Annotated in this window: 10 protein-coding genes and 1 tRNA gene; 6 read left to right on the top strand and 5 right to left on the bottom strand. The window is 66.5% G+C overall.

Annotated elements, in window-relative coordinates:
- Positions 1 to 48 precede the first annotated feature (48 nt).
- Positions 49 to 1,032, top strand: a complete 984-nt coding sequence (locus DFH01_RS23960) for a polysaccharide pyruvyl transferase family protein (RefSeq protein ID WP_109873044.1) — start codon at positions 49 to 51, stop codon at positions 1,030 to 1,032.
- A gap of 11 nt (positions 1,033 to 1,043) precedes the next feature.
- Positions 1,044 to 1,982, top strand: coding sequence for a hypothetical protein (locus DFH01_RS23955; RefSeq protein ID WP_158287887.1), 939 nt, complete (start codon positions 1,044 to 1,046; stop codon positions 1,980 to 1,982).
- A 47-nt stretch (positions 1,983 to 2,029) separates the two neighbouring features.
- Here DFH01_RS23955 and DFH01_RS23950 read toward each other — a convergent pair whose 3' ends face one another.
- Both DFH01_RS23950 and DFH01_RS28340 read right to left on the bottom strand, forming a co-directional pair.
- On the bottom strand, positions 2,030 to 3,013 hold the full coding sequence (locus DFH01_RS23950; RefSeq protein ID WP_109873042.1) for a class I SAM-dependent methyltransferase: 984 nt from the start codon (positions 3,011 to 3,013) through the stop codon (positions 2,030 to 2,032).
- 91 nt (positions 3,014 to 3,104) lie between these two features.
- The gene (locus DFH01_RS28340) at positions 3,105 to 4,382 is read right to left on the bottom strand and encodes a glycoside hydrolase family 99 protein (RefSeq protein WP_158287886.1); all 1,278 of its coding nucleotides are present in this window, start codon (positions 4,380 to 4,382) and stop codon (positions 3,105 to 3,107) included.
- A 191-nt stretch (positions 4,383 to 4,573) separates the two neighbouring features.
- On the opposite strand from DFH01_RS28340, the gene DFH01_RS28335 reads away from it, so the two are divergent.
- The 4 genes from DFH01_RS28335 (at position 4,574) to DFH01_RS23935 (ending at position 6,668) form a co-directional block, all read left to right on the top strand.
- Positions 4,574 to 5,011: a hypothetical protein gene (locus tag DFH01_RS28335; protein ID WP_158287885.1), complete on the top strand. Its 438-nt coding sequence runs from the start codon at positions 4,574 to 4,576 to the stop codon at positions 5,009 to 5,011.
- Between the two features lie 11 nt (positions 5,012 to 5,022).
- On the top strand, positions 5,023 to 5,892 hold the full coding sequence (locus tag DFH01_RS28330) for a sugar phosphate isomerase/epimerase family protein (protein ID WP_158287884.1): 870 nt from the start codon (positions 5,023 to 5,025) through the stop codon (positions 5,890 to 5,892).
- 37 nt (positions 5,893 to 5,929) lie between these two features.
- Entirely contained in the window at positions 5,930 to 6,469 is a 540-nt protein-coding gene (locus tag DFH01_RS23940; RefSeq protein ID WP_109873041.1) for a carboxymuconolactone decarboxylase family protein, read from the top strand.
- A 123-nt stretch (positions 6,470 to 6,592) separates the two neighbouring features.
- Positions 6,593 to 6,668: transfer RNA gene (locus DFH01_RS23935), tRNA-Glu, on the top strand.
- A 297-nt stretch (positions 6,669 to 6,965) separates the two neighbouring features.
- Here DFH01_RS23935 and DFH01_RS23930 read toward each other — a convergent pair.
- Genes DFH01_RS23930 through DFH01_RS23925 form a run of 3 tightly spaced genes read right to left on the bottom strand, consistent with a single transcriptional unit; the run spans position 6,966 to position 12,209 of the window.
- Entirely contained in the window at positions 6,966 to 10,133 is a 3,168-nt protein-coding gene (locus DFH01_RS23930) for a type I restriction endonuclease subunit R (RefSeq protein ID WP_109873040.1), read from the bottom strand.
- Between the two features lie 13 nt (positions 10,134 to 10,146).
- Entirely contained in the window at positions 10,147 to 10,863 is a 717-nt protein-coding gene (locus tag DFH01_RS27940; protein WP_146217137.1) for a hypothetical protein, read from the bottom strand.
- Positions 10,860 to 12,209, bottom strand: coding sequence for a restriction endonuclease subunit S (locus tag DFH01_RS23925; RefSeq protein ID WP_109873215.1), 1,350 nt, complete (start codon positions 12,207 to 12,209; stop codon positions 10,860 to 10,862). Before DFH01_RS23925 ends, DFH01_RS27940 begins: the two co-directional genes overlap by 4 nt.
- Positions 12,210 to 12,219: the final 10 nt, after the last annotated feature.

Here is a 12,219-nt window from a genome sequence, read left to right as displayed (position 1 = left end):
CGACGCCGCACTTGACTACCCCTAGCCGATGCTGTTGCTGGCAGGGGCATGGTCACTACGGCATTCCTCGGCGCCTACGGCTACGGCAACCTCGGCGACGAACTGTGCCTCATCGAGGCCATGCGCGCCTTCCCGTCGGAGCGCGCCTTCGCGTTCAGCGTCGCGCCGGAATGGACCATGCGCTGCGTGCCCGGCCTGACAGACTGTTTTCGGGATGCCGGCGGCCTGCGGGCGCTCAAGCCGGACCGGATCGTATTTGGCGGGGGGATGTTTGCGGTACCCCCGGCTTTCCGGGCATGGATGCCGCAGATGATCCGCGCCGAGGCGGAAGGCGCCGAGATCCATTTCCACAATCTTGGCGTCAGCGGTCTCAGCGCGGATCTGAGTTGGCTTGATCAACCGGCGCGCCGCCTGATTCGCCGGGCAGCCTCATTCACCGTTCGCGACTATGAGGGCGTGGAAGCGGTTGCCGAGGCGGGTCTGGGTCGAACCCCGACCATCAGCTTCTTCCCCGAGGCCGACATACCCGCCGATCCGTCGCTTGCCGACGCGCTGCTTCCGCGCGGCCGGAAACTTCTGGGCGTGTCCATCATTCCCTACTCGATCATGAAGACGGCGCTGCGGCGAGAGGCCCCGAGGGTCATCGCGCTGCTGAAGGAGTTCGCCGATCATGCCGTGGTGCCGGTGGTGAGCACCGTGCATGTGAAGAGCCAGGCCGAGGACGATCTGCAAGGCTGCATGGACTTCCTGAAGCGGTTCCTGCCCGATGCGGAAATCGCCGCGCCGCAACTGCTGGATCGGGACTTCTGGCACAAGCAGATGACGCCCCAGAACCTGAAGGGCCTGATCGCGCGCTGCGACACCCTCGTCACGCAGCGCAAGCACAATGCCATCCACGCCATCGGCGCGGGCACCCGCGTGATCGGCCTGTATCCGCTTGAGGACAACAGCCTGCGCCGGACCTTTGTCGCCATGTCTCACAGGCTTCCGCCGCGCTCGCGCTGCCTCGGCCTGGTGTCCCGGGCTCCGTGATGCGAACTCTCGTGCTCGCCGAGGCGCCGTTCCGGGACCTGCGATCCCGAGCCATGCTGGAAGGCATTCCCAAGCGTTTCGCGGCGACGGGACCCGTGCTCATCACCTCGGGAGGAGACGCCTGCCCGGTCGGCTTCGAACCGGTGCCGGCGGTGCCCAGCGCTTCCGCGCTGCAGGCAAGGCGTGTCGTGATCGCCGGTGTCTTCAGCAGCCGCATCCAGCTGGAGCGGGCGCTCTACGTCGCCGGCCAGGCTCAGGCGGCAGGCGCCGCACTCGAAACCCACTGCCTCTCGATCATGGACGATGCGGCAAGGCCTGAGCCGCCGACCGGCATTGCGGTTCTGGATACGCTGCCAGCGGTGGAGGTGCGCGAGTACCGGACGGCGGACGTGCTGTTGATGTGGCGTGTCGCGGCGCCCGTTCGCATCACCCCGTATCCCGAGAAGGACATCGAGCCGGACGCCGCCTTCGGCGCCGAGCTGCCCGCCGGCCCCCTGCTCGGTCTGGGAATACTCGGAGGCGCGGATGTGCAGCGCGACATCGCCGCCCATGGCGAAGCGCTCAAGACCCTGTTCGCTGAAGCGCGGGATTGGCCGGTCGTCGCGCTGGCGGCCGAGGGGCCGGGCGCGCCGACATACGAGATGCGGGGGACGCAGCATTTCGCCCGGGCTGTCCTGCCGGATGCCCGGTGGCTGGCACGAGCCGACGGGCGGGCAGTTCTGGACGACATCACCCCGGCCCGGCTCAAGGCTCTTGTCGCCACATGCGCCATGGTCGTGACGAACCAGGACACGATCGCGGCTTTTGCCATCGCGTCAGGCGTGCCGGTGCTTGGGATCAAGCTCGGTTCGGACCGGCGAATCGCGACGTGCATGTCCACGCTGGCGAACGAACTCCCTCCCGGATCGGAGTTAATTGTCGGTCCCAGATACGTGCAACCGACCGACTGAGAGGAGTCGGTCGGCGCGCAATGCGCTCCCTATTCTGGAGCAGAAACTCAACGCCGCGAGCGACCAGCTTTCGAGTTTTGAAAAGCAATTTTCCTGGCGACGAAAGTGTTGGAGATCCATTCGGGATTACCCGTCGAGTTATCTTCCATTACCTCCAACACTCTGGCGCCTCCTGCGCGTAGAACTTCGAAAATTTCGTCCTGCGGCAGCACGTGCATTTCCAGCCGCGCCGGCGGGCCGGCAAGATATTTTTCTGGATCGAATGTGTATCTCAAGGCATACGTAGGAACTTGGAAATACAAGATCGCCCCTGGCTTCGCCCTCTCGACTACTTGCTGAAGAATATATCTCTGAACGGGCGGGGGATTATGTTGCAAAACGATGACTGAAAAAAACAGATCGAACGGAATGAGTTTTTTATACTCATCCATACTACGCATCAGATGAAACTGCACATTTTTCACACCAAAATCGTCTGAATTCTTTTGCGCAAGCGCTAGGTTACCAGGGGAGATGTCGTAGGCATGCACGCGCTCGACAACACCCGCTAGCTGAACAGAGACGCGACCGACACCGCATCCGAGTTCGACGCAAACCCCACGCTGCGGCAACTCCGCCCGACACCGCGCAAGCGCAGCACGGACGGCGTCGAGGTTGCGCTTTCCACTTTGAAAGAAATCCGTCCTGTTTTCCTCAAATCGATCCATCTTGAAACGTGGATTCGTTAGCACGGACCAATATGGCTCCGTATCACCGAGGGCAGTCCACTGTTCTTGGATACGCGAGAACATGCCCCGCATCTGCTCTGGCGTCGAGGCGGTGGGACTTGTTGGATTTGTAGCAAGTTTCAGCCTGTCGACCGCGGTAATGTTCTTGGCGTATTTTTGCCGGAACTCCGCTGACCCGAAAAGTATAGCGCGGAGAGCATCAACTGTCTCGTGACCACGGTGCGTTTCATAGATGCGCTCGCTCTCCGGATCACGTCCGAGGATCATGCGCCACGCCGCGCGGATTTCTTCGTCGTTCAGCACAGTAAGACTCCGGAGGACCCACCGCTTGCCTGCCTGCAGGCAGGCAACTCGTCAACTCCGAGAGGAATACGGAACGTTCCTGTCCGCGAAGCTATAACTCCGGCCGTACCGCGAGGCGCCCTTCCCTCAAGCCCCGCGTCACACCACGCGCGAGCTGCAGGTACCAGTCGGCCGGCAACGCGCACCCATCCACGTCCAACGGCAGAAACGCCGAGTCGGCCGGCTGGCCTGACAGGTCCGGCACCAGCTTGAAGATCGCCGTCCCCTCGTCCACCTCGTCGAACATCGCCGTGTAGAGCATCCCTGCCCCTGCATTCACGGCATTTGCCGCCTGGTGCCAGTAGAAGGCACCGCAGCGCCGCGCGATCTGGTTCAGCCGCGCCTCCCGCTGCCGGGCACGCATCACATTCGCCCAGGAGAAGCCGGGGAAGATCACCGGCAGCATCTCCTTCCCGCTCGCCGCCGCCTGCGCCATGTCGGGCCGCAGAACCTGCCGGAGGTAGGTGTCGGCGCCCGCCGCATCCGCGTATCGGCCCACCGTCCAGGGGCTCAGCACCTGCACGGCCGCATACACCTCCTGCCAGCGCGGCGAGGGATCGGCGTCGCGCGTGCCGGTGCGCCAGAACGCCGGCACCCCGGCCACGATCGTCAGGCCGCCGCTGCCGGCGATGCGCCGCAACGCCGCGATCGTATCCAGCACGGCATCGGGCGTCAGCGGGCGATCACGGAAGCCCAGGCCCCAGAGGCCGAGCACCGGCCGCCCGCCATGGAACTGCTGCGCCGGGCTGCGCAGCTGCCCGGCCTCCACCTGCTGGCGCCAATCCTCGATCAGCACGCGCAGCCCCGAATCGTCCGTGCCGCTGAGGTCATACATCAGGAACATGGAGCGTCCCTCCGCCTCGGCGGCGGCGCGCACATTCGCGAGGGTGCGGTCCAGCTGCGCCCGTCGCCGCGCGTTGGCGAGCACCGAGACGAAGCGCTGCATGGCCGCGCCGTCTATCTCGTACTCCCGCATCCACCGGAAATGCCGCCGCACCGAGCGCGCATCCTGCGCCGTGAACAGCCGCACCGGCCGCCCGCCGCGGTCGGTCCAGGGCGTCGGGCAGCCCTCGCCTTCCTCGAACTCCGACGTGTCGGGCAGCATGTCGAAGGTCGGCTGCAGCCGCCCATCCTGCATGCGATGGAACCAATGGAACCAGTCGTCGCGGTTCTGCTCATCCGGGCAGATGAACCAGCCCTGGTATCCGACCACGTGCCGCCGATGCAGCGTGGTGTGCAGCGGTGCTGCATCGGAACGGCGCAGCGCGGGCAGCGCGAGGGCGGCACATGCCGCCGAAAGCAGCAGGCGGCGACGCGTCGCACCGATCATCGCTGGCTTTCCCCTCGCCACGCCTTGCCATGATCAACCATCATACCACGCGCCGGCATGCAACCGCGCGAATGACAGTTGCACAACAGCCGTTCTTCACGCGCGAAGCGGGTTGACGAACGGGCAGGTTGCAAGGAAACAACCTGTCGCAACGCCCCAGCCATCCTTCCATTCCAGCGGAGAGTCGCATCGTGAAAAACTTCCAGGACGTCCTCGACGTACGAAGCTGGGCGGATGCAGGCGTGATGCTCGAAGGCTTCGCCGCGCCCGAGGACGGTTTCGTCTGGCAGATGGGCCGCTGGGGCGAGATCACCTTCGACTTCGACGAGAACGGCCGCAGCCGCACCGGCATGGCCGACCTGATGATCGAACTGGACGTGTTCAAGCGCCCGCCGGAACTGCCGGGCCAGAACGTCTTCGTCTACCTCAACGGGCTGCGCGTCGGCTCCTTCCTCGTCACGCATCGCCGCATCCTCATCATGAACTTCCCCAGCAATATCCTGCGCGCGAAGATGAACGTGATCACGCTGGACACGCCCGATTCCGCCTCGCCGAAGCAGTTCGGCAGCGAGGACGGGCGCGTGCTCGGCGCCGCCATCTTCGCCGTCTATTTCCGGCGCGAGGCCTGATCGGCCCGCGCATGACCGCCTCCCCTGCCCTGCTCGGCGGCGCGGCGGCGGACCGGCTGCGCCGCCTCTCCTTCAACTTCTACATGGCGCCGCCCGATTGCGGCATCGAGACCTTCTGCGCGATGGCCGCGGCGCGTGGCGTCGGCGGCGTCGGCCTGACGGCCCGCGCGGTGGAGGCGATGGGGCCGGACGAACTCGACCGCCTGCTGCGGCGGCACGACCTGGCCTGCACCTCGTTGAACAGCACGGGCTATGTGCTGCACGCCGATCCGGCCGCGGCGGCGGCGCAGGCGCGGCTGGACGACCTGCTCTTCGCCGCGGCGCAGGCGCTCGGCGCGCCCATCAACGTCATCCTCGGCGGCACGCTGCACGGCGCGACCCCCGGCCAGCCCGCCCCGTCGCTGCGCGAAGCCCGCGCCCGCGCGGCGGAGGGGCTGGAGCGACTCGCCGCGCGCGCCCGCGCCGCCGGCGTGCGCCTGGCGCTGGAGCCGATGCATCCGGTGGCACTCGGCACCAAGGGCTGCATCAACCAGGTCTCGCACGCCCGCGCGCTCGCCGCCCGGCATGCGGAGGTCGGGCTGACGCTCGACTTCCACCATTCGTGGTGGGACGAGGATCTTTCGGCCGCCATCGCCGAGGCGCCGCAGGATGTGCTGGTGGTGCAGGTCTGCGGGCAGGATGTGCCGGCCGACGGCACCGCGGCCCGCCGGGCGGAGCTTGCGGCAGGGCCGGCGGACCTCGTGCTGTTCCTCCAGGACCTCGATGCCGCGGGCTATGCGGGGGCGGTGGAGTACGAGGTATTCTGGGACCAGATGGGCCGGCCGGAGCTGGCGGGCCTGCTGGACCGCGCGGTGCGCGACTACCTGGCGCTCACCGCCTGACCCGCGCCGGCCGCGGCGCGAGAGAGGGAGGATCGGCTTGGCGCAGCTGCGCTACCTGAACCCGGAGGATCTGGACCCGGCCGACCGGGACGTGCTGGTCCGCCCGGTGAACCTCTATCGCGCGATGGCCAATGCGCCCGGCATCGCGCGGGCCTTCCTGGGCCTCGCCAACGAGATCCGCCACCGCAGCCGGCTCGATCCGCGCCTGCGGGAGATCGCGATCCTGCGCATCGCCTGGCTGACGCGCTCGGCCTATGAGTGGTCGCACCACGTGAAGATCGGCCGCGATTTCGGCGTGACCGACTCGGACGTCGCCCTGGCGATGGACCCGGCGACGGCGACGGGCGCGGAGGGCGCGGTGCTGCGCGCGGCGACCGGCATCGCGGAGGGCGACGGCACGCTGCCGGAGGCGACGCTGGCGGGGTTGCGGGGGCATCTCGCCGAGGATGCGCTGACCGAGCTCCTGCTGATCGCGGCGCTGTATGTGGGCCTGGCGCGCTTCATCCGGGCCGCGGCGATCGAGGTGGAGCCGGACTACGAGCCCGAGCTGCACGCCTTTCCCTTGCCTGCGGGTTGATGGTCGGGACGGTGTTGATCGTCGGTGCGACGGAAATCGCCACGGGGGCTAGCCGCTCGCCCCTCTCCCAGCTATTGAGCGCCGCGGCTGCGGGGGCGTCCGATCCCCTGCCGTCAATCTGCTGTCCCGTTCGTCTAGAGGCCTAGGACACCAGCCTTTCACGTTGGCAGCACGGGTTCGAATCCCGTACGGGACGCCACCTCTCACCGAAACAAACTCTCTCCCGCAGGCGGGCTGGCGCCGTGAGGCGCAGGTTTTCCGCGGGTTCCGCTTGCGGACTGGCTGATCCGCGGGCGGAACGGAGGCCGAAAAGGGGTCTCTCCTGCGCCCTCTTCTCCGAACCTGGCGACTTGGGCGATTTACCCTCCAGGCTGAAAGCCTCGGAAAACCTCGGATTTTTGGGGCAGAAATGCGGCGGAGTTGGCAGAATCCGTGGGGCACCGAAGGGAACCGCCGCCGCATCGTCGAATCGCGCGCCAAGCCACGGCCACCAGCCTCAGGCCGCCCAGGCCGCTGACAGGGCCTCCGCCTGCTGCAACACGGTCTGGACGGCTGCGTCCTGCAAATCCGGGGGATAGCCGTACTTCCGCAGGATCCGCTTCACCAGCACGCGGATCCGCGCCCGCGCAGCCTCGCGGTGCACCCAGTCGACCGAGACGCTGCCGCGGATGCTGGCCACCAGCTCGTGAGCAATCACCCGCAGCGCCGGCTCGCCCATGGCCTGACGCGCGCTCTCGTTTTCGGCCAGCGCGTCATAGAAGGCGATCTCTTCCTCGGTGAGGCCCGTCTCCTCGCCCCGCGCTCGCGCCGCACGGATGTCCTTCGCGATCTGGATCAGCTCCTCCAGCACCTGCGCCGTGGTCAGTGCATTCGAGTGGTAGCGAGCGATGGCCGCCTCCAGCCGCTCCGTGAAGGCTTTCGACTGGGTCACGTTGCGCTGCGCCTGGGATCGGACCTCGCCGTTGATCAGCTTCTTCAGCGCCTCGATGGCCAGGTTGCGCTTCTCCATCTGCCGTACCTCAGCCAGGAACTCGTCCGAGAGGATGGAGATGTCCGGGCTTTCCAGCCCGGCCGCCCGCATGATGTCGAGGATCTCGGTCGAGACGATCGCCCGACTGACGATCTGCTGGATGGCCAACTCCCGCTCCGCGGCGCTGCGGCCACCTCCAGCGGTGCTCTTCACCAGTGCCGCGCGGATGGCCTGGAAGAACCCGACTTCCTCCCGGATCTCCCGAGCCAGGTCGCTGGCGGCCGCGAGCGCGAACGCCTTCGACAGCGCGAGCACGCCATCGGCATAGCGTCGGTGCGCCCGCTTCTTCCCATCCTCCGAAGTCTCCCGGGCGGCCTCCTCCTGCTGGAGGGTCAGGATCCATTCGATCGCCCCGGCCATGATGGCCAGGCGCTGCCCTGGTGGCGTCTCCGCGGTCAGCGCCGGCCGGTAGTCGAAGCCGCCGGCCATGTCGGGCCGGAACATGGCGCGGACGATCTCGTAGCGCTCCTGCAGAACGCGAACCGCCTCGGCTTCATCGATGCCCGTCTGCTCCTGATCCCGCCCGGAATACTGGCCGAGCGCGCTTTTCAGGTTCTGGGCGACGCCGATGTAGTCCACGACCAGGCCCGCCGGCTTGTCGCGGAATACGCGGTTGACCCGGGCGATGGCCTGCATCAGCCCATGGCCCTGCATCGGCTTGTCCACATACATCGTGTGCATGCAGGGGGCGTCGAAGCCGGTGAGCCACATGTCCCGCACGATCACCAGCTTCAGCGGGTCTTTCGGGTCCTTCGCGCGCTTGGCCAGCATTTCGCGCCGCGCCCTCGGCCGCTTCCCGATATGCGGCTGCCACGCGGCGGGATCGGAGGCGGCGCCGGTCATGACAACCTTGATGGTGCCGGCCTCGTCATCCTCGCTGTGCCATGCCGGCCGGAGCTTGATGATCGCGTCATACAGGGCGACGCAGATGCGGCGGCTCATGCAGACGATCATGCCCTTGCCGTCCAGCGCCGCGACCCGATCCTCGAAGTGCCGGACCAGATCCTCGGCGACCAGGGCCAACCTCTTCTCCGAGCCGACTAGGGCCTCGACGCTGGCCCAGCGACGCTTCAGCCGCTCCTGTTCGCTCTCGGCTTCGTCCTCGGTGAGTTCCGCGATCTCGGCGTCGATCTTCGGCTTCTCGTCAGGGTCGAGCTCGATCCGCGCCAGCCTGCTCTCGTAGTAGATTGGCACCGTGGCGCCGTCCTCCACAGCGCGGCTGATGTCGTAGACGTCGATGTAGCTGCCGAACACGGCAGGCGTGTTCACGTCCTCCTTCTCGATCGGCGTCCCCGTGAAGCCGATGAAGGAGGCGTTCGGCAGCGCGTCCCGCAGGTACTTCGCGAAGCCGTAGGAGAGATCGCCGGTGGCGCGCGCGACCTTGGCGCGGAAGCCGTACTGGCTGCGATGCGCCTCATCGGCGATGACCACCACGTTGCGGCGGTCGGTCAGCAGCGGGTAGTCAGTGCTGCCGGGCTCGGGGGCGAATTTCTGGAGCGTGGTGAAGATCACCCCGCCCGAGGGCCGGTCCAAGAGCCGCCGCAACTCCTGCCGATCCGTCGCCTGCTGCGGCGTCTGGCGCAGCAGGTCGCGGCACATGCTGAAGGTGCCGAAGAGCTGGTCGTCGAGGTCGTTGCGGTCCGTCAGCACCACCAGCGTCGGGTTCTCCATCGCCGGGTGCTTGACGATCTGCCCGGCGTAGAAGGCCATCAGCAGGCTCTTGCCCGAACCCTGGGTATGCCAGATCACGCCGACCTTGCGGTCCCCCTTGGGGCTGGTTGCCGCCAGCGTGCGCGCCACCGCATGGCGCACGGCGTGGAACTGGTGGTAGCCGGCGAGGATCTTCGCCACCTTTCCGTCGGCATCGCCGAAGACGACGTAATACTTCAGTAGCGACAGGAAGCGGCGCTTCTCGAACACGCCCTTCAGCACCGTCTCGAGTTCCGGGTTACCCTTCGGCGCCAGGTCCTCCCCGGTCACGGTGCGCCAGGGCATGAAGCGTTCCCGGTCCGCGGTCAGGGAACCGACCCGCGCTTCCAGCCCGTCCGACACCACCAGCACGGCGTTGGTGCGGAACAGCGAGGGGATCTGCGCCTTGTAGGTCTGCAGCTGGTTGAAGGCGCCATCCAGCGTGGCGTTCTCATCGCCGGGCTTCTTCAGCTCCATCACGCCGAGCGGCAGGCCGTTCACATACACCACGACGTCGGCACGCCGGTTCGCCTTGTTCTCGATGACGGTGACCTGGTTCACCGCCAGCCAGTCATTCGCCGCCGGGTCCTCGAAGTCGAGCAGCCGCGCCTGCTCGCCGCCGATCGTGCCGTCCGGCCGGCGCACCTCCACCGGCACGCCCTCGACCAGGTAGCGGTGCAGGCGGCGGTTCTCATCGATCAGGGAGGGCGTCTCGGCCTGCACCAGCTTCGCTAGAACGGCCGCCTGCGTTTCCTCGGGCAGGGCGGGGTTCAGGCGGGCAATGGCGGCCTGGAGGCGCCCGACCAGCGTCACGTCGCCGTAGGCCGCGCGTTCTGGCCGGGCGCCGTCCGGGCCTATCTCCAGGCCGGAGCAGACGGCGAAGCCAAGCTCGGCCAGCCAGGCCAGCGCCGCCTCCTCGACATGGCTTTCGGCAATGGATGGCATCCCTACCCGGTCTTCATCCAGAGACGAGCTTCCAAATCTGAGCCGCAAGTTCTTGGACAGTGCCGGCAACGGAAGCTCCGTTTGCGCGTAGCCACTCATCAGAGAGTTGGACCACTCGCTTGCCCACCTCGCCGGCTGCAGCTTCGCCCATCTTCTTGAAGATCCAAGTGAGGCGACCTTCGATAGGAGCAGGCACCGTTCCGGGCTTGGTGGCGGTGAGCTGTGTCTCGAACTCCGTGCGAGCGTCAGGACCAAGCACCGCGAGTACAAGCGCCAGGAATTTGGCCGGCGACAACGCTATGATTGCTCGGTCAAACGAACTGTCAACGACACCGAAGTCATCCCGAACCACCTTTCTCGCGTAGTCGCGAAGAAGTCCGTCCTCGATCTGTATCCTGACGGTGGTCCCGTCCGCGATGCGCTCGCCTCTGGTAAGTTGGTCACGCAGTTGTGTGCGCAGGTCCTCGTCCGTTGGAGGATTGCGATACCGAAGCTCATCGAGCATCGAGCGCATTCGGGTTGCACGTACGCGGCATTCTCTGCCCAGATAAAATGGGTCTGCATTAGCAAGCGCCGCTTGCGCTGCGTCGGTCGTTGAAGCCTCGATCAGCGCGCGCAGCACAAGGAGGTCTATCTCTCGCTTTGACAGGCTGCCGAGGCCACCACTGAGATAGACATCGAGAAAGATATCCGCGAAGCGGGCACGGTCGATCTGCGATCGAAGGGTCATGCTGCGGCCTCCACGGTACGCTCATCATCCTTCACACGGAGTTCGCCGGACATGAGGCGGGGGAGGAGGAGGTCGCGCGTGGCGGCGAGGGTGCGGTATTCCGCGGCGTTTGCGACCACGCGAGCGAGGAGCGGCTCGACTGCCGCTCCGAAGCCATCGAGTACAGCCCGTCCGGGACTGATGAGGCGGATCGTGTCGATGTCTGCCTTGCCCAAATGAATGACCGTGGTCCCCACCTTGCCACGCTCGAAGAACGCCAAAGGTTCTATCAGCGCGTATGCTACGAAGGCGCGCGGCACACGAGGCTTGGGCCGAAGATGGCAGACGCGCTGGTTCAGCAAGGCGCGCGGCCCCTTCCACTGGTGAAGGCGGAATTCGCCGTCCATGCCGATGACGATGTCGCCGGGCTCGATGATCTGCGCCTTCGGATGCTCCTCATCCGTGAAGATCGAAGGTGCATGTTCGGCCAGGTCGCGTATGCGGATCAGCGGCAAACCTCGCCCCTCGCCATTGAAGCGGGAGGACGCGAACGGAGCGCCATAGATCACGTCGGCGAAGTCGTAGACGCTGGCTGTATCCCACCCCTCCGGCTTCCCCTCCGCGTCGAGGCGATCAGGGAACAGGGACCAGAGGTCGGGGGCGAGGTAGGGCGGGCGGCCTTCCATCTTGGCCCGGGTGGGGCCGAAGGCGACGAACCAGTCCTGGAAGATCGCCCGCGCCATCGCCTCCAGCGTCTCGTTCATCCGCCGGTTCAACTCGATCTTGTCGTCGAGCGCGCCGAGAACATCGACGATGGCGTCTTGTTCTGGCCGCGGTGGCAGGCAGATGTGGAACGCCTTCGCCTCGGGGAAGTAGATGGTCTGATGGACGCTGCCAGTGGCGAAAACGTGCAGCGCTTCGCGTTCTGCCAACAGAACGTACTTAAGGAAATGCGGGTTCAGGCTGTCGCCGCAGACCCAGTTCACAAAGTCCTGGCTGGTTGCCATGGGCCGGCCCATCATGACGACGTATCCGACCGATGCGGTGCGCGACAGGCAGACGGTGCCCGCTGGCAATATGCGCGCAGACGAGTTGGCTATGCCGAGCGCGTTCGTGTGCTCGTTCGTGTCGTGAAGCGTGCGCCCGTGGTTGGCGGTTGCGTCCCGGATCCCGATCCACGGCACGTCGCCGCCCCAATACTCGGGCCTAGAGCGAGACGGCGTGTGGCCAGATTCCAGCCGAGCAACGTCGGCTAGGCGGGTCCAATTCCATCCGCTCGGGGCCGCGAGATCAGGCCGCCCGACAGAGAGAGCGAACCGGCCCGGAATCACGGCGAGCGTCGCATTGCGACCGCCGGTAACTGTCATGGCGCGCGGC

Source organism: Falsiroseomonas bella, from assembly GCF_003173615.1.
GTDB lineage: Bacteria > Pseudomonadota > Alphaproteobacteria > Acetobacterales > Acetobacteraceae > Falsiroseomonas > Falsiroseomonas bella.
Note: the sequence above shows the minus strand (reverse complement) of the source record. Positions and strands in the feature narration are given on the sequence as shown.

What these genes read in the sequence shown, in the direction of transcription:
- DFH01_RS23960 (WP_109873044.1), top strand. Translation starts at nt 49, where the DNA reads ATGGTCACTACGGCATTCCTCGGCGCCTACGGCTACGGCAACCTCGGC.
- DFH01_RS28340 (WP_158287886.1), bottom strand. Translation starts at nt 4,382, where the DNA reads ATGATCGGTGCGACGCGTCGCCGCCTGCTGCTTTCGGCGGCATGTGCC.
- DFH01_RS28330 (WP_158287884.1), top strand. Translation starts at nt 5,023, where the DNA reads ATGACCGCCTCCCCTGCCCTGCTCGGCGGCGCGGCGGCGGACCGGCTG.
- DFH01_RS23930 (WP_109873040.1), bottom strand. Translation starts at nt 10,133, where the DNA reads ATGCCATCCATTGCCGAAAGCCATGTCGAGGAGGCGGCGCTGGCCTGG.
- DFH01_RS27940 (WP_146217137.1), bottom strand. Translation starts at nt 10,863, where the DNA reads ATGACCCTTCGATCGCAGATCGACCGTGCCCGCTTCGCGGATATCTTT.
- DFH01_RS23925 (WP_109873215.1), bottom strand. Translation starts at nt 12,209, where the DNA reads ATGACAGTTACCGGCGGTCGCAATGCGACGCTCGCCGTGATTCCGGGC.